The sequence below is a fragment of the Pseudomonas sichuanensis genome, assembly GCF_003231305.1.
In the GTDB taxonomy this organism is placed as follows: Bacteria; Pseudomonadota; Gammaproteobacteria; order Pseudomonadales; family Pseudomonadaceae; genus Aquipseudomonas; species Aquipseudomonas sichuanensis.
Map to the genome: position 1 here is coordinate 1 of NZ_QKVM01000058.1, position 17,465 is coordinate 17,465.

At 66.1% G+C, this 17,465-nt stretch carries 14 protein-coding genes; 7 read left to right on the top strand and 7 right to left on the bottom strand.

What is annotated here, in order from left to right; genetic code table 11:
- The first annotated feature begins 700 nt into the window (after positions 1 to 700).
- Together DM373_RS24005 and DM373_RS24010 are read left to right on the top strand one after the other, a co-directional pair.
- The gene (locus tag DM373_RS24005) at positions 701 to 988 is read left to right on the top strand and encodes a hypothetical protein (protein ID WP_110995931.1); all 288 of its coding nucleotides are present in this window, start codon (positions 701 to 703) and stop codon (positions 986 to 988) included.
- A 100-nt stretch (positions 989 to 1,088) separates the two neighbouring features.
- Positions 1,089 to 1,703 (top strand): Yip1 family protein, encoded by a 615-nt coding sequence (locus DM373_RS24010; protein WP_110995932.1) that lies wholly within the window; start codon positions 1,089 to 1,091, stop codon positions 1,701 to 1,703.
- A 15-nt stretch (positions 1,704 to 1,718) separates the two neighbouring features.
- Here DM373_RS24010 and DM373_RS24015 read toward each other — a convergent pair whose 3' ends face one another.
- Complete coding sequence (locus DM373_RS24015; RefSeq protein WP_110995933.1) at positions 1,719 to 1,976, bottom strand: DUF1652 domain-containing protein; 258 nt, start codon at positions 1,974 to 1,976, stop codon at positions 1,719 to 1,721.
- A 308-nt stretch (positions 1,977 to 2,284) separates the two neighbouring features.
- Between DM373_RS24015 and DM373_RS24020 the strand changes: the two genes are divergently transcribed.
- Positions 2,285 to 2,515, top strand: a complete 231-nt coding sequence (locus DM373_RS24020; RefSeq protein ID WP_110995934.1) for a DUF6555 family protein — start codon at positions 2,285 to 2,287, stop codon at positions 2,513 to 2,515.
- Here the strand turns inward: DM373_RS24020 and DM373_RS24025 are convergent.
- The 4 genes from DM373_RS24025 to DM373_RS24040 form a co-directional block, all read right to left on the bottom strand.
- Entirely contained in the window at positions 2,490 to 3,422 is a 933-nt protein-coding gene (locus DM373_RS24025; protein ID WP_110995935.1) for a DNA-3-methyladenine glycosylase family protein, read from the bottom strand. The genes DM373_RS24020 and DM373_RS24025 overlap by 26 nt on opposite strands.
- Before the next feature lie 50 nt (positions 3,423 to 3,472).
- Entirely contained in the window at positions 3,473 to 6,631 is a 3,159-nt protein-coding gene (locus tag DM373_RS24030; protein WP_110995936.1) for an efflux RND transporter permease subunit, read from the bottom strand.
- Positions 6,632 to 6,646: 15 nt separating this feature from the next.
- Positions 6,647 to 7,873: an efflux RND transporter periplasmic adaptor subunit gene (locus DM373_RS24035; protein WP_110995937.1), complete on the bottom strand. Its 1,227-nt coding sequence runs from the start codon at positions 7,871 to 7,873 to the stop codon at positions 6,647 to 6,649.
- A gap of 121 nt (positions 7,874 to 7,994) precedes the next feature.
- The gene (locus DM373_RS24040) at positions 7,995 to 9,197 is read right to left on the bottom strand and encodes a TolC family protein (RefSeq protein WP_110995938.1); all 1,203 of its coding nucleotides are present in this window, start codon (positions 9,195 to 9,197) and stop codon (positions 7,995 to 7,997) included.
- 585 nt (positions 9,198 to 9,782) lie between these two features.
- Here DM373_RS24040 and aroQ point away from each other — a divergent pair.
- Entirely contained in the window at positions 9,783 to 10,229 is a 447-nt protein-coding gene (gene aroQ, locus DM373_RS24045; protein WP_110995939.1) for a type II 3-dehydroquinate dehydratase, read from the top strand.
- Entirely contained in the window at positions 10,226 to 11,074 is an 849-nt protein-coding gene (locus DM373_RS24050; RefSeq protein ID WP_110995940.1) for a shikimate dehydrogenase, read from the top strand. Before aroQ ends, DM373_RS24050 begins: the two co-directional genes overlap by 4 nt.
- A gap of 104 nt (positions 11,075 to 11,178) precedes the next feature.
- On the opposite strand, the gene DM373_RS24055 is transcribed toward DM373_RS24050, so the two are convergent.
- Positions 11,179 to 11,841, bottom strand: coding sequence for a TetR/AcrR family transcriptional regulator (locus DM373_RS24055; RefSeq protein ID WP_110995941.1), 663 nt, complete (start codon positions 11,839 to 11,841; stop codon positions 11,179 to 11,181).
- A 192-nt stretch (positions 11,842 to 12,033) separates the two neighbouring features.
- Positions 12,034 to 13,941 carry a 3-dehydroshikimate dehydratase QuiC gene (gene quiC, locus DM373_RS24060; RefSeq protein ID WP_110995942.1) on the bottom strand — a complete coding sequence of 636 codons (1,908 nt, stop codon included), beginning with the start codon at positions 13,939 to 13,941 and terminating at the stop codon, positions 12,034 to 12,036.
- A gap of 471 nt (positions 13,942 to 14,412) precedes the next feature.
- On the opposite strand from quiC, the gene DM373_RS24065 reads away from it, so the two are divergent.
- Together DM373_RS24065 and DM373_RS24070 are read left to right on the top strand one after the other, a co-directional pair.
- The gene (locus DM373_RS24065; protein WP_110995943.1) at positions 14,413 to 15,786 is read left to right on the top strand and encodes an MFS transporter; all 1,374 of its coding nucleotides are present in this window, start codon (positions 14,413 to 14,415) and stop codon (positions 15,784 to 15,786) included.
- 208 nt (positions 15,787 to 15,994) lie between these two features.
- The gene (locus DM373_RS24070; RefSeq protein ID WP_110995944.1) at positions 15,995 to 17,377 is read left to right on the top strand and encodes an aspartate aminotransferase family protein; all 1,383 of its coding nucleotides are present in this window, start codon (positions 15,995 to 15,997) and stop codon (positions 17,375 to 17,377) included.
- Positions 17,378 to 17,465: the final 88 nt, after the last annotated feature.

Sequence of the window (17,465 nt, forward strand, 5' to 3'; positions counted from 1 at the left end):
GGTGACGGACATGTAGGCGGGAGTTGCCATGCGTGTTGCTCTCCATGCGTTGAGAAAGTCGCCCACTGGCAGAAAGTTGCCAACTGGGGGACTGGCATCCTTACAAAAGCTGTGCCAGATAATTTCTATTCTTAAAAATCAATACATTAAGCAAGTTCAGCATTCGTTTGGATGGGCTTTTAAGCGATCACCATTCAAAAGTTGCGCAACTTCTTGCGCAGTGCTGGCAAAAAGTTGCGCACATGGCTGAAGATCCCGCACCGCAAGGGCTGCAGCGCTTTACAGGGCACTTTTTGACATTCGAAGTGCGCAACTTCTTGCGCAGTTGAACCTGACGCCAGATCTGCCGAGTCGCCGAGAGAGAGACGATACCGAAGCGATCCTAGTGTGGTGTTTCAGGAATACCACTTAAAATCATTTGCTCAGCGCTCGTGCCGCGCGAGCGACTGAGGCAAGGATGTTCTCGGCCTTCTTGTGCCACCGAAATGGCTTCGGGTTTTGGTAAATGTCGGGGGCTGCTGCGCAGCCCTTTCCGACCGGTCCGGCACCCCGGCAAGGCCGCTCCTACAGGGCCATCAACAACGGCAAAATTTCCCTCGGATCGGTTTGAACATCACCCCCTTTCTGGCCTCCAACGTTTGATGCCTATGCCATCTTTCGCCAGGAGCCCTGCCATGCTCACTTGCTCCCCCGCAGCGCCATGAAGATGCCCTGCCGCGCTCCCAATGCCTGCCTGCAACTGGATTACGTCCGCGACACCCTGTTCGGCCCGGTGGCGTCGAGCGTCGAATGCCAGGCACAACTCGCCGCCCTCACCCTGCAAGGCCGCCCTGCGCTGCGCCTGCACATCTGCCCGCCGCTGCCGGACAAGGTCGAACGCGCCCACAGCGTGGCGTTTACCTGGGATGGCCGCAGCTACCACGGCGTGGTCCGCGAGCAGGGGAAGTGCGGTGACGGTGGCCTGAACCTGCTGCTCGAACTGCAATAAGGCGATCAACGGCGGCGAACTCAGCTGAACCCGCCGCGATCCCGACGCCTCCATTGAAAGAGGATGCGCGCTATTGCGCCCGCCCCTGGAGGAAAACGCCATGAACAGCCCGCTACTCAAGCTCTTCACCCACCCAGCCGACGCCTGGATCGAAATCCGCCGCGCCGAGGAAGACCATCCCCAGCAATACCTGCCGCGCCTGCTGCTGCTCGCGCTGATCCCCGCCTTGTGCCTGTTGGTCGGTACCACCACCTACGGTTGGAGCCTGGCAGGTGAGGACCGTGTGCGCCTGAGCCTGGTCAGCGCCGCCCAACTGGCCGGGCTGCTGTACGCCACCACGGTAGGCGGGGTGATGCTGATGGGGGTGATGATCCGCTGGATGTCGCGCGGTTTCGATGTGCAGCCCAACCTCAACCAGTGCATCGGCTTCGCCGCCTATTGCGCTACACCCTGGTTCGTCGCCGGGGTGGTCGGCCTGCTGCCGATGCGCTGGCTGGCGTTACTGGCGCTGCTGGCAGCCAGCGCTTACGCCAGCGTGCTGCTGTATGGCGGTTTGCAGACGTTTTTGCGCCTGCGCAAAGAGCAGGCCATGCTGTTCGCGACCTGTGTATGGGGGGTGGGTCTGTTGCTGCTGGTGACCATCCTGGTGGCGATGATCCTGTTTTGGTTCAACGGCCTTATGCCCGAATACGTGCGCCCGGCCAGCCTCGGCTGACCGGGCACCGTGCGCTCAGGCGATGGCCTTGAGCGGCTGCGCTTGCGCGTGGTGGTGCTGCTTGAGCTGCGCTACCAGCGCCACCAGGTCACGGCAACTGTTGAGGCTGGCCACCGACACTTCGGTGGTGAAGCACTCTGCCAGGTTGTCGCCCTGGCTCAGGCGGATGGTGAGGTGTTCGCCGTCCGGGCAGCTCACCTCGCAGTGATCGGGCAGGCAGCCCTGTTCGATCATCTGCCGCATCTCAAGCATCGAAACGCCTATCAACGACATGGTACGACCCTCTCTATGCTGGATGGCCTGTTGTGTGTGGTTACGCCGTAAACCGGCGTAGTGCCAATTGATATTGCCCATGCCCTGGGGTTGGTCCATTCGCCCGGGCAATGACGACGCGCAAGATCCTCTAGCACCTTAGTGGAAGAAAGCGACCCTGCAGTCAGGGTTCGATCAGTGACGTCAACTTGGCGACAGATGGCAGGCACATGACCGTTCGTCCCCGATCACCCGCACCGGGTAAAACTTTTTCGGCCAGAAGCGGCTCCCACTTTCAGGCATGGACCCGCTTGACCAAAGGAACCCCGATGATCGACGCCAAACTCTACGTGATCGACTACGCACTGCACGGCCAGCACAAGACGTTCATCATCCGCGCCGAGCGGATGGACAACGCCGAAGCCTGGCACTGGGCCAGTTGCGATGCCGGTGTGGGCCGTATAGGACGCTACGACCGCGAGAAAATCCGCAAGGTCAGCCGGCCCATGGCCGAGCGCTACGGCATCAGCGAAGTCAGCTGGCGCCAGTCGGGCCAGTGAGCGCCAACGACGCCCACAGGTGCTGCGCTGCATAAGCGCGCCATGGCCGCCAGGCCAAGGCCCGCTCGGCCAGCAGCACCTGCGGCCCCTCCAGCAGGCGCAGGGCCTTGACCAGCGCCACATCGCCCAACGGCAAGGCATCCCTGGCCCCCACCTGGCGCAGGGCCAGGTACTGGGCACTCCACGGGCCGATGCCCTTCAAGCTGCACAAACGTGCGAGCACCGCGTCCAGGGTTTGCCCTGGGTGCAGCAGGTTCGGCTGCTCAAGCAGCGCCCTGGCCAGGGTGCCGAGGGTTGCCGCCCGCGCCCGTGGCATCCCCAGCCCTTCGAGTTCAGCCACTGCCACTGCCGTGGCCGATGGGAATACATGGCTCAATACAGCCGCCTCCACCTGCAGCAATGCCCCATGCCGCGCCACCAGGCGCCCCGCCAGGGTCATCGCCCCGGCCACGCTGATCTGCTGGCCGAGCACCGTGCGCATGGCCTGTTCGAACGCGTCCCAGCCCTGGGGTACACGCAAACCCGGGCGCGCGGCGAGCAACCGCGCCATGAGCGCGTCGCCGGCCAGCCCGGCGGCAATCTGTGCAGGGCGCGCATCCAGGTCATATACCCGGCGCAGGCGTGCGATCAGCCCCGGCAACAGCGCCGGCGCTACTGCATGCAGGCGCACCTGCAGCCAGGGGCCTGCTACTGGGGTCGCTTCCAGCACGCCCTGCCGGCCGGCATGCACAAAGCTGCGCCGGTACACGCCATCGGCGAAGGTTTCGATACCGGGGATGCAGCGCGCAGCCAGGAAGGCCTGGGTCGAGGGCCAGTGATAGGGCGGCTGGTAGCGCAGCCAGAGCAGGTGCACGCCGCCCGGGCGCAGGGCGCGGCGGACGGCGTGGAGGGAGGAAAGGCGGGTCATGGGGGCATCATGCGCGTTGCCAGACGCAATGGCGAGTGCCCCGGCCACGGTTACTGCACCGCTGGTGGCACCACCTCCTCATCGCGCCGATGCGCCCATTGATACAACGCCGGCAGCACCAGCAAAGTCAGCGCGGTGGACGACAGGATGCCGCCAATCACCACGGTCGCCAGCGGCCGTTGCACCTCGGCGCCGGTGCCGGTGGCCAGGGCCATGGGGATGAACCCCAGCGACGCCACCAATGCGGTCATCAGCACCGGGCGTAGGCGGGTCAGCGCGCCCTCCTCGACCGCCGCGCGCAGCCCGCGGCCCTCTTCGCGCAGGTTGCGGATGAAGGCAATCATCACCAGGCCGTTGAGCACTGCCACCCCCGACAGCGCGATGAACCCCACCCCCGCCGAGATCGACAGCGGAATATCCCGCAACCACAGGGCCAGCACGCCCCCGGTCAGGGCGAACGGAATACCGGTGAACACCAGCAGGCCGTCCTTGAGGTTGTTGAACATCATCAGCAGCAGCGCCATCACCAGCAGCAAGGACACCGGTACCACCACCCGCAGGCGCTCGGCGGCCGACTGCAACTGCTCGAACTGGCCACCCCAGCGGGTCCAGTAGCCCGGCGGGATCTGCACCTTGTCGATCAGCGCCTGCGACGCCTCTTCGACGAACGAGCCGAGGTCACGCCCGCGCACGTTGGCGCTGACCACCACCACCCGCTTGCCATCCTCGCGGCTGATCTGGTTGGGGCCCAGTTGCAGATTCAATGTGGCTACCTGGGACAACGGGATGAAGCCAATCTGCGTGGCGCCGCTGGCGGCACTGGCGGGCACTGGGATCAACAGGCTGGACAGCCCGTCCACATCGGTGCGCAGGGCTTCGGGCAGCCGCACCACCATGTCGAAGCGGCGGTCGCCCTCGTACAGGGTGCCGGCGCTGCGCCCGCCCACGGCGATGGCGATGGCGTCCTGCACGTCACCCACGTTCAGGCCGTAACGTGCGGCCTTGTCGCGGTCGATGTCGATGGTCAGCACCGGCAGGCCGGTGGTCTGCTCGACCTTCACTTCCGAGGCCCCCGGCACCTGCTGCAGGCCGGCGGCGATCTGCGCGGCGGTGCGGTTGAGCACCTCCATGTCATCGCCGAACACCTTCACCGCGACATCGCTGCGCACCCCGGAGATCAGCTCGTTGAAGCGCAACTGGATCGGCTGCGACAGCTCGTAGTTGCTGCCCGGCACGCTGGCTGCAGCACGTTGCACTTCGGCGATCAGCTCATCCCGCGGTTTGCCCGGGTCTTGCCATTGCTCGCGCGGCTTGAGCATCACATAGGCATCGGAGATGTTCGGCGGCATCGGGTCGGAGGCGATTTCCGCCGTACCGGTACGGGCGAACACCCGCTCCACTTCCGGTACCCGCTCGATGATGGTTTTTTCCAGGCGCTGCTGCATGTCCACCGACTGCGACAGGCTGGTACCCGGCACACGCAAGGCCTGCAGGGCAAAGTCGCCCTCGCTGAGGCTGGGGATGAACTCGCTGCCCATGCGGTTGGCCAGCACGCCCGACAGCAGCACCAGCGTAGCGGCGCCGGCGAAGGCCAGGTTGCGCCGGCCCAGCACCCAGCCCAGCACCGGGGCGTAACGGCGGCGCGCGGCGCGCATCACCACGCCCTCCTCTTCCTTGACCTTGCCGGTGACGAACAGCGCGATGGCCGCCGGCACGAAGGTCACCGAGAGAATCATCGCCCCCAGCAGCGCCAGCACCACGGTGAAGGCCATGGGATGGAACATCTTGCCCTCGACCCCGGTCAGGGCAAAGATCGGCAGGTACACCACCATGATGATCAGCTGCCCGTAGATCAGCGGCCGGCGCGCCTCGCGAGCGGCGGCGAACACTTCATGGAAGCGCTCGGCACGGGTCAGGATGCGGCCATGGCGCTGCTGGGCGTGGGCCAGGCGGCGAATGGCGTTCTCGACGATCACCACCGCACCGTCGACGATGATGCCGAAGTCCAGGGCACCGAGGCTCATCAGGTTGGCGCTGACCTTGTTGCTGAACATGCCGGTAAAGGTGAACAGCATCGACAACGGAATCACCATGGCGGTGATCAGCGCCGCGCGGATGTTGCCCAGGAACAGGAACAGCACGGCGATCACCAGGATCGCGCCTTCGATCAGGTTCTTCTTCACCGTGGCGATGGCTTTTTCCACCAGGTTGGTGCGGTCGTACACGGTGACCGCCACCACGCCCTTGGGCAGGCTGCGGTTGACCTCCTCCAGTTTGGCCGCCACGGCCTGGGACACTGTGCGGCTGTTCTCGCCGATCAGCATGAACACCGTGCCCAATACCACCTCACGGCCGTTCTCGGTGGCCGCGCCCGAGCGCAGCTCCTGGCCCAGGCCCACCTCGGCCACATGGCTGACGCGGATCGGCGTGCCATCGACACTGGAAATGACGATGTTGGCGATGTCCGCGGCCGAAGCCACCTGGCCTGGCGCACGGATCAGCAGCTGTTCGCCGTTGCGCTCGATGTAGCCGGCGCCGACGTTGGCGTTGTTGCGCTCCAGTGCCGCGATCAGGTCGTTGAGGGTGAGCTTGTAGGCCGCCAGGCGCTTGGGCTCCGGCGCGATCAGGTACTGCTTGGCATGGCCGCCGATGCTGTTCACCTCGGCCACGCCCGGCACGTTGCGCAACTGCGGCTTGATGATCCAGTCCTGGATCACCCGCAGGTCGGTGGCGGTATAGGGCGTGCCGTCGTCCTTCAGCGCGCCGTCCTTGGCCTCCACGGTCCACAGGAAGATCTCGCCCAACCCGGTGGAGATCGGCCCCATGGCCGCCTCGATGCCTTCGGGCAACTGCTCGCGGGCCACCTGCAGGCGCTCGTTGACCAGCTGGCGGGCGAAGAAGATATCGGTGCCATCATCGAAGATCACCGTCACCTGCGACAGCCCCGAGCGCGACAGCGAGCGGGTCTGCTTGAGGCCCGGCAGGCCGGCCATGGCGGTTTCGATGGCGAAGGTGATGCGCTGCTCGGTCTCCAGCGGTGAATAACCGGGCGCGGCGGTGTTGATCTGCACCTGGACGTTGGTGATGTCGGGCACCGCGTCGATGGGCAATTTCTGGTAGCTGTGGATGCCCACGGCGGCCATCAGCACCACGGCGAGCATCACCACCAGGCGTTGCTCGATGGCGAACTGGATCAGGCGTTCGAACATGTCAGGCGTTCCCGGTCAGTGGCTGTGTTCGGCCGAGCCTTTGCCCAGCTCGGACTTGAGGACGAAGCTGCCGGCGGCAGCCACCTGGGTACCGGCGGCGAGCCCTTGGTGGATCTCCACCTGGCCGCCATCGCGCCGGCCTGGTTTCACCGGGCGTGCCTCGAAACCTTCCGCGGTGCGGGCGAACACCACGGTCTGCTCTTCCCAGGTTTGCAGGGCCGCTTCGGGCACCACCACGGCCGCGTCGAAACGCTCGACGGTGACGGCGATGTTGACGAACAGCCCCGGGCGCCAGGCGCCATTGGGGTTGGCCAGGGTGGCGCGGACGGTGGCGGCGCGGTTCTGCTCGCCCAGCAGGCTGCCGACGTAGTTGACCTTGCCCTCCACTTGCGCGCCGAGGTCCGGTGCGCTGACGGTCACGCCACGGCCGCTGACCACCTTGTCCAGGTCGCGCGGGGCCACGGCGAAGGTGGCCCAGACCCGGCTCAGGTCAGACAGGGTGAAGGCGTTGCTGGTCTCGTCCACCACCTCGCCCACGGTCAGGTGCTTCTCCACCACCACCGCATCGAACGGCGCGCGCAACTCATAGCGGTTGCCCTTGCCGGCCGGCGCCACGGCGGCGACCTTCTGCCCGGCGTTGGCGGCAGCGATCTCGGCCTCCTGCAGGGCCTGGCGGGCCTGCAGGTAGTCCTGCTCGGCGCTGATGCGCTCCTGCCACAGCTGCTTTTCGCGCTCGAAGGTCAGGCGTGCCAGTTCCAGACGGCGCTGGGCCGCCTGCTGCTCGCTGCGCAGTTCGGAAATCTGCTGGCTGGCGATCACCGCCAGCACCTGGCCGCGCTTGACCGTCTGGCCGAGGTCGGCGTGCACCGACTCGACCACCCCGGGCACCCGAGGGACGACGTGGGCGGTGCGGTCTTCGTCGAAACGGATCTCGCCGGGGAAGCTGATGGCGGTGCCCAGGGTTTGCGGGCCAGCGGTGACCAGTTGCACACCGGCGGCCTGGATCTGCTCGGCGGAGAGGTGCAGTTGGCCCTCTTCTTCGGCGTGGTCTTCACCTTCGGAAGTGCCATGGCCGTGGCCATCGTCCTTTGCTTCGGCATGGCCGTGGTCTTCTTCGCCATGCTCATCGTGCTGGGCCTGGGCACTGGAGGCCTGGCCGAGGGTGCCGGTCCAGGCCAGGCCGCCGAGGCCGAGGGCGGCCAGGGCAGCGGCGAGGATCGCGAGTTTGCGGGGGTTGGTCATGGAGGCTCCTGCTGGGGGAAATCGTCAGTTGCAATTCGGGCCCCATCGCGGGGCAAGCCCGCTCCCACAAGGGCAAAGCCAAGGCTCGTGGGAGCGGGCTTGCCCCGCGATGGGCGGCGGCTCAGAGTTCGCCGTAGATGCGCTCCACCTGCGCCCGGGCATCGGTGGCCGAGGCCAGCGCCTCGAGGTACAACCCGCGCGCCTCGATCAAGGTGCGCTGGGCATCGAGCACATCGAGAAACGCGAACTTGCCCATTTCGAAGCCTCGGGTCGCGGTGTCCACCGCCTGCTGCGCCGCCGGCAGGATGGTGCGGTCATAGGCCTGCACCTCGCCCATGGCCGTGGCCCACTGGTCGAGGGCACTGCGGGTATCGCTGCGCAGGCGCAACTCCACGGCATTGCGCAGGTCGCGGGCCTGATCGGCGCGGCGCGCAGCGGCCAGCACGTTGCCCTGGTTGCGGTCGAACAGCGGCAACGGCATCGACAGCCCCACCACATTGACCCGCTCACGGTCCTCGCGGCTGTACTGGCTGCCGACGCTGACGGTCAGGTCGGGGATGCGCTTGGCCTTCTCCGAGCCAAGGCTGGCCTCGCCACGCTCGATCTGCGCCGCGGCCAGGCGCCAGTCGGCGGTTTGCTCGACCTTGCCCAGCAACTGCTCGGCCTGGGGTGCCGGGCCGGGTGACAGGTTGCTACCGTCGAGGCTGTCGAAACCAGCCTGGGCGCTGCCGGTCAGCCGCGCCAGGGACTGCCAGGCCACGCTGCGCTGGGTACGGGCACGGCGCACCGCCGCCTCGGCCTGGGCCAACTGCACCTGGGCGCGGGTCGCCTCGACCGGTGACGACTGGCCGGCCTTGACCCGCCCTTGCACCACTCGCAGCCCGCGCTCGGTCAGGGCCTGGGACTGCTGCGCCAGCTCCAGCGCGGTCTGTGCGCGCAGGGCGGCGTGGAAGGCCTGGATCACGTCGGCGCGCAGGCCGTTGCGCTGGCGCTCCAGTTCCAGTTGGGCGACCGTCTGGCCGGCCTGGGCCACGTCGATGCGCGCACCGCGCTTGCCGCCCAGCTCCAGCGGTTGGCTCAGGGTGACGGTGGTGGTGCTGGTATCGCGGCGGGTGTCCTCGACCTCCCAGGACAGCTCGGGGTTGGGGATCAACCCGGCCTGGCGGCGCTCGCCCTCGGCAATGCCGATTTCGCGGCCGGCGGCGGCGAGCTCGGGGTTTTCGGCGAAGGCGGCGGCGAGCGCCTGGTCCAGGCTCAGGCTCTGGGCGCTGGCGGGGCCGGCCAGCAACAGGCAGAGCAAGGCGATCTTGCGGGGGATGGGCACGGCTTGGGTCCTCGTCGACGCGCGGCGGAATGCGTTGGCGAGGGACTGTAGGGAGGGCTGGTTATCGGGGCGGTGGCGTGAAGATTACAATTTTGTAATTTCGTCGGGCGCCTGTCCTGGATCGTATGCGGGCCACCAGGTGTAGGGCGACAGCCTTGCAGCGCTCTCAAGATCGAGCGCCGCCCGCGCGGCGCATCGCGGGACAAGCCCGCTCCCACAGTTTGTTTCGGGCCAATGAGTCCTGTGAAAGTACCGCTGCCCGCCTTGGCGCATGTCTTGAGTCATGTGATGCAGCGTTAGCGACCACGCCAAAACCGCGTCGTACCAACAAGGCGGACCAGGTGATGGCACAGGAGAGACTGGCCCGAAACAAATGTGGGAGCGGCGGTGCGCCGATGCGACTTGCCCCGCGATGCGCCGCGCGGGCGGCGCTCGATCTCATAGGCGCCGCAAAAACACCGGCGAACCCATCCCGGCCCTCCCTCGGTCCGATAATCGCCCATTATCCAGCCCGACCATTTGACGAAACTAACCGGGTAGTACAAAACTCACGACATCCAAAAACAACAAAGCGATACCCCCGCCATGACACCTCGAATCCTCGTGCTCAACGGCCCCAACCTGAACCTGCTGGGCACCCGCGAACCGGCCCAGTACGGCCACGAAACCCTCGCTGACCTGGCCAACCTATGCGCCACCAGTGCCGCTGAACTGGGCCTGGAGCTGGAGTTTCGCCAGACCAACCACGAAGGCGAACTGCTCGACTGGATCCACGCCGCCCGTGGCCGCTGCCACGGCATCCTGATCAACCCCGCCGCCTGGACCCACACCTCGGTCGCCATCCGCGACGCACTGATCGCCAGCGAGCTGCCGGTGATCGAAGTGCACCTGTCCAACGTGCACAAGCGCGAACCGTTCCGTCACCTGTCGTTCGTCTCCAGCATCGCCGTCGGCGTGATCTGTGGCCTCGGCAGCCAAGGCTACAAGATGGCCCTGGCGTACTTCGGCGCGCACTTCAAGGAGCAGGCATGAGCACTCCAGGCATCCTCGCCGGCCTGATCGGCCGTGGCATCCAGGCCTCGCGCACCCCGGCGCTGCACGAGCACGAAGGCGATGCCCAGGCGCTGCGCTACCTGTACCGGCTGATCGACGCCGACCTGCTGGGCGTGGACGACAGCGCCCTGCCCCAACTGCTGGATGCAGCCGAGCGCACCGGCTTCACCGGGCTGAACATCACCTTCCCGTTCAAGCAGGCGATCCTGCCCTTGCTCGACGAACTGTCGGACGAGGCGCGGGGTATCGGCGCGGTGAACACCGTGGTGCTGCGCGACGGCAAACGGGTCGGCCACAACACCGACTGCCTGGGCTTCGCCGAAGGCCTGCGGCGTGGCCTGCCGGACGTGGCCAGGCGTCAGGTGGTGCAACTGGGCGCCGGCGGTGCGGGCTCGGCGGTGGCCCATGCGCTGCTGGCCGAAGGGGTTGAGCAGTTGGTGCTGTTCGAGGTGGACGCTGCCCGTGGCCAGGCGCTGGTGGACAACCTTACCCAGCACTTCGGTGCCGGCCGCGCGGTGCTCGGCAGCGACTTGGCCGGCGCAGTGGCCGAGGCCGATGGCCTGGTCAACACCACACCGGTGGGCATGACCAAGCTGCCGGGCATGCCCCTGCCGGCCACGCTGCTGCATGCCCGGCTGTGGGTGGCGGAGATCATTTATTTCCCGTTGCAGACCGAACTGCTGCGCCATGCCCGGGCCTTGGGCTGTCGCACGCTGGATGGCGGCACCATGGCGGTGTTCCAGGCGGTGAAGGCGTTCGAGTTGTTCAGCGGGTGCACGGCCGATGCCGAGCGCATGCAGGCGCATTTCGCCAGTTTTGACTGAGCGAGCCATCGCGGGGCAAGCCCGCTCCCACGCAAGCGAGCAAGACAGCAGCGTGGGAGCGGCGGTTCGCCGCTGCGACTTGCCCCGCGATGGGCGTTGTGCGATCAGGCCTTGATATAACGCATCACCGCCTCGCAGATCACCTGCTTGTGGCGCTGCTTGACCTGCTCGTCCGACAGGTCGATCTGGAAGATATCGCCAAAGGTGTGGCGGTTGGACACCCGGTAGAAGCAGAACGAACTCATCAGCATGTGCAGGTCGATCACCTCGATCCCCGGGCGGAACACGCCTTCGCGCTCGCCACGGGCGAGGATCTTGCCCAGCGCATCGAGCACCATGCTGCTCATCTCGCGGATCACCGGCGACTGCTTGACGTACTCGCCGTAGTGAATGTTCTCGGTGCAGACGATGCGCACGAAATCGACGTTGTTGGCATGGTGGTCGAAGGTGAACTCCACCAGGCGCTGGATCGCCTGCTCGGGGGCCAGCGATTCGAGGTCGAGGCTGTGCTCGGTCTTGCGGATATCGCCGTAGAGCTTGACCAGGCACTCGACGTACAGCTGCTCCTTGCTGCCGAAGTAGTAGTAGATCATGCGCTTGGAGGTGGCGGTGCGCTCGGCGATGGCGTCCACCCGCGCGCCGGCCAGGCCCTGCTGGACGAACTCGGTGATGGCGGCCTGGAGAATGTTCTCGCGGGTCTTCTCCGGGTTGTTCTTGCGGGTTTTGCGCACCCCTTCGGCTTCTGGCTGGACTACCGAATCACTCATACCGACTCACAGGCTCATTGTAGGAATCCGCAGGATTATCCGTGAGCCGGGCGGCGCAGGGAAGCGCGCTGTTGGTCGGGTGGTCAGGTTTGGCCCATCAGGCCTCATCGCGGGGCAAGCCCGCTCCCACAGGTACTGTGCAATCCTGGGGAATGCACGGGCCCTGTGGGAGCGGGCTTGCCCCGCGATGCTTCACAACACCGTTTTACGCCCTGCCCCGCTACGCGCCTTAGCCATCGCGGCCAGACGCACCGCCACGTTGGCCGCGCCGTATCCGGCATAGCCCCCCTTGCGCTGGAGGATCTCGAAGAAGAACCGCCCTTCGAACGGCTCGGTATACACGTGGAACAGCTCGCGGCCTTGAGCATCGCGGTCGTACAGCACGTTGTAGTACGCCAGTTCACTCAAGAACTCATCGTCGAAATCGAAGCGCGCCGCCAGGTCGTCGTAGTAGTTCAGCGGGATCTCCAGCAACGGCACCCCGGCCTCTTTGGCCCGTGCCACTTCGCGGAAGATGTCGTCGCAGTCGAAGGCGATATGGTGCACGCCCGAGCCGCGATAACTGTTCAGCGCATGGGCAATGGCGGTATTGCGGTTCTCGGAGATGTTCAGCGGCACCCGCAAGGTGCCGCAGTGGCTGCGCAGCGCGCGGCTCTTGACCAGGCCGTAGGGGTCGGGCAGCACCACTTCGTCGTCGGCGGTGAAATCGAACACGCTCTTGTAGAACAGCACCCAGCTGTCCAGCGCCTCGGCGGGCAGCGCCAAGGCCATATGGTCGATGCGCTGCAGGCCGCCACTGGCGGTGGCGCCCTGCTCCAGGCGGAAGTCGGTGTCGTAGATGCTCAGGCCTGCGCCTTCGGGCTCGACCAGGTACAGCAGGCTGCCATCAGGCGCCCGCACGGCAGGGATTTCCCGCTCGTTGGGGCCGACCAGCCCACGGAACGGCTGGCCGCGGTAGGCGGTGGCACGGTGCAGCGCCGCCTGGCCGTCCTTCACCCGCAATGCGGTGGCGCACAGCGACGGGCCATGGGCCTCGAAGAAATTGTGGGCAAACGAATAGGGCTCGGCGTTGAGCACGATATTGATATCGCCCTGGCGCAGCAGGCGCACAGCCTTGCTGCGGTGTGCGCCGGCCTCGGCGAAGCCCAGGCGCTTGAGCCACACGCCCAGGCGCGCGCCGACCGCCTCGTCGACCGCGAACTCAAGAAACTCCACGCCGTCGTAGGCGCTGGCGGCAGGCGGCGCAAACAGCACGCCCGGCTCGACGGCCCGAGCCTCGCGCGCCAGCTGCAGGCGAGTCTTCTCTTCCAGGTACAGCAGCGAGCGCAGGCCATCGGCGGCATTCTGCCGAGGCGGCGCGGCGCGAAAGCCATCGTTGAACACCTCCAGCGACAACGGCCCGCGGTAGCCCGTGGCCAGGATCGGCGCGAGGAAACCGGCCAGGTCCATCTCGCCCTGCCCCGGGAAGCAGCGGAAATGCCGGCTCCACTCCAGCACGTCCATGGCCAGGATCGGCGCATCGGCCATCTGCACGAAGAAGATCTTATCGCCCGGGATATCGCGGATGGCGCTCGGGTCGCCCTTGAGCGACAGGGTGTGGAAACTGTCGAGGATCACCCCCAGCGCCGCGTGGTCGGCCTGGCGCACCAGGTTCCACACCTGCTGGTAGGTGTTGACGTGGCGGCCCCAGGCCAACGCCTCGTAGCCGATGCGCAGGCCACGGTCACCGGCGTGCTCGGCGAGCAGGCGCAGGTCGTCCACCAACAGCTGCTCATCGCCCAGGGCATCGGGCTGCACGTTGCTGCACACCAGCACCAGGTCGGTGCCCAGCTCCTGCATCAGGTCGAACTTGCGCTCGGCGCGGTCGAGGTTCTTGTGCAGGCGCTCGCGCCGGCAGCCCTCGAAGTCGCGAAACGGCTGAAACAGGGTGATGGCCAGCCCCAGATCGGCGCACATCTGGCGGATCTCGCGGGGGCTGCCGGCGTAATACAGCAGGTCGTTTTCGAAGATCTCGACGCCGTCGAAGCCCGCGGCGGCGATGGCTTCGAGTTTCTCTGGCAGGGTGCCGCTGAGGGACACGGTGGCGATCGAACGCTGCATGGCGGGTGTTCCTTGTTATTGGAGGTGTGCAATGAACTCATCGCGGGGCAAGCCCGCTCCCACAGTTACCGCATCAGTCGTGGGAGCGGGCTTGCCCCGCGATCAGCTGGCACGATCGATTATTCGCAGGTAAAGTCGCCCCGGCAATGCACTTTGTACGAAACAGTTAGTTTTTGTTCGATTACCGAACAAAACCCGTTTCGACGAATTGATTCACCCCGCCCCGTGAACAACCATGATCACCAGTCGCAGGCCCGCCGGCCTTTCTTGCTGCCACGCCGGTCGTTCGGCGGAACCTGCGCTGTACAGCCCAACGTCACCACATAATAAGTTCAATAAAACGGGTACCGACCTATGCTCAGCTTCCTCGCCCTGCGACCCGCATCGCCTCGTTCGTCTTCTCCCCATAGCCCCGTTGCCGTGCCCCGCGCGCGCTGACCACCGGCCCCTGACAAGAACAACGGAGACAACATGGCCCACTCAAGTTCCCAAGCCAAGAAAGCCACCGCCAGCGGATGGATCGGCTCTGCCCTCGAGTACTACGACTTCTTCATCTATGCCCAGGCCGCGGCGCTGATCTTCCCGCAGATCTTCTTCCCCAACACCGACCCGAAGATGGCCATCATCGCCTCGCTGGCCACCTATGGCGTGGGTTACCTGGCGCGCCCGGTGGGTGCCTTCGTGCTCGGCCACTGGGGCGATACCCGTGGGCGCAAGAACGTGCTGCTGCTGTGCATGTTCCTGATGGGCCTGTCGACCATGGCCGTGGGCCTGCTGCCCACCTACCACGACATCGGCCTGCTCGCCCCGGCGCTGCTGGTGGTGCTGCGCCTGGTGCAGGGCTTCGCCGTGGCCGGCGAGATCTCCGGGGCCAGCTCGATGATCATGGAGCACGCCCCCTTCGGCCGCCGCGGCTACTACGCAAGCTTTACCCTGCAGGGCGTGCAGGCCGGCCAGGTGATGGCGGCGGCGGTGTTCCTGCCGCTGGCCTACTTCATGCCCAGCGAAGCGTTCAACGAATGGGGCTGGCGCATTCCGTTCCTGATGAGCGCCGTGGTGCTGATCGCCGGGTTCATCATCCGCAAAGAGGTGCATGAGACCCCGGCCTTCGTCCAGGAAGAAAAGCAGGACAAGGTGGCCAAGTCGCCGATCAGCGAAGCCTTCCGCCACAGCTGGAAGCACATGGTGCTGGTGATGTTCATGGCCCTGATGAACGTGATCCCGGTGGTCGCCACCATCTTCGGCGCGGCCTACGCGGTGCAGCCGGCCTACGGCATCGGCTTCGACAAGAGCGTGTACCTGTGGATCCCGGTGGTGGGCAACATCGTCGCGGTGCTGGTGATCCCCTTCGTCGGCAACCTTTCCGACAAGATCGGCCGCCGCCCGACCATGATCGCCGGTTGCCTGGGCTCGGGCCTGCTGGCCTTCGTCTACCTGTACGCGATCAGCATCCAGAACGTGCCGCTGGCGTTCGTCGCCTCGATCGTCATGTGGGGCATGGTCTACCAGGGCTACAACGCGGTGTTCCCAAGCTTCTACCCAGAGCTGTTCCAGACCCGCTACCGGGTGTCGGCCATGGCCATCGCGCAGAACATCGGCACCATGCTCACCGCCATGCTGCCGGCCCTGTTCGCCATGGTGGCGCCACCGGGTTCGGACAACATCCCAATGGTGGTCGGAGGCCTGGCGTTCTTCATCACCTGCGTGTGCGCCTTTGCCGCGTACCTCGCGCCGGAGACGCACCGCCTGGCCATGGAAGACCTGGGCAACCCCCAGGCCCAACCCATGGAGCGCGAAGCCTATGAGGCCAGCCGCAAGGGCAGCTTGAAGGCGTTCACTCACTAACAAACCAAGGGCCGCTCAGCGGCCCTTTTGCTATCTGGCACATGCCCTTTGGGAAGACGCGCCACTCACCAAAACGGGTGATTTCGGCGATTGCACGGGTGTGGGAGCATTTCTCCAACCCCAGGGCCCAGGACCGGCGCCCGTTCAAGCAGAGGACCTGCCCCCGCTTGCATCCCCCTTGCGCGACTTCCAAGAAAGAGAAAAAGCCATGAATGCACCCTTCGCACCGCAACGCCAGACCCAGGACTACCAACAGGCCGACGCCGCCCACCACATCCATGCGTTCCTGGATCAGAAGGCCCTGAACGCCGAAGGGCCGCGGGTGATGGTGCGCGGTGAGCGCCTGAACCTGTGGGACAACGACGGCAACCGCTACCTCGATGGCATGTCCGGCCTGTGGTGCACCCAGCTCGGCTATGGCCGCCGCGACCTGACCGCCGCCGCCGCCGCGCAGATGGACCAGCTGGCCTACTACAACATGTTCTTCCACACCACCCACCCGGCGGTGATCGAGCTGTCCGAGCTGCTGTTCAGCCTCCTGCCGGGCCACTACAGCCACGCCATCTACACCAACTCCGGCTCCGAAGCCAACGAGGTGCTGATCCGCACCGTGCGCCGTTACTGGCAGGTCGTCGGCCAGCCGCAGAAAAAGATCATGATCGGCCGTTGGAACGGCTACCACGGCTCGACCCTGGCGGCCACCGCCCTGGGCGGCATGAAGTTCATGCACGAGATGGGCGGGCTGATCCCCGACATCGCCCACATCGACGAGCCCTACTGGTACGCCGCCGGCGGCGAGCTGACCCCGGCCGAGTTCGGCAAGCGCTGCGCCCTGCAACTGGAAGAGAAGATTCTTGAACTGGGCGCCGAGAACGTCGCCGGCTTCATCGCCGAGCCGTTCCAGGGCGCTGGCGGCATGATCTTCCCGCCCGAGAGCTACTGGCCCGAAATCCAGCGCATCTGCCGCCAGTACGACGTGCTGCTGTGCGCCGACGAAGTCATCGGCGGCTTCGGCCGCACCGGCGAATGGTTCGCCCACGAGTACTTCGGCTTCCAGCCCGACACCCTGTCCATCGCCAAGGGCCTGACCAGCGGCTACGTGCCCATGGGCGGCCTGGTGCTGAGCAAGCGCATCGCCGAAGCCCTGGTGGAGCGCGGCGGCGTGTTCGCCCACGGCCTGACCTACTCCGGCCACCCGGTGGCCGCTGCGGTGGCGGTGGCCAACCTCAAGGCCCTGCGCGACGAAAATATCGTCGGCACGGTGAAGGACGACACCGGCCCCTACCTGCAGCAGTTGCTGCGCGAAACCTTCGCCGATCACCCATTGATCGGCGACATCCAGGGCACCGGCCTGCTGGGCGCCCTGCAGTTCGCCGAAGACAAGGCCACCCGCAAGCGCTTCGCCAACGAGAACGACCTGGCCTGGCAGTGCCGCACTTTCGGTTTCGAAGAGGGCGTGATCATCCGCTCCACCCTCGGCCGCATGATCATGGCCCCGGCCCTGATCGCCACCCGCAGCGAACTCGACGAACTGGTGGAAAAGACCCGCATCGCCGTCGACCGCACCGCACGCCTGGTCGGCAAGCTCTGACCTGAAGCCGCCGCCCACCCCAGCCAGGGTGGGCGGCGTGCGTGCACGGCCCCGGCCGCCCCCGCCTCAAGTGAAGCTCTCCAGACGG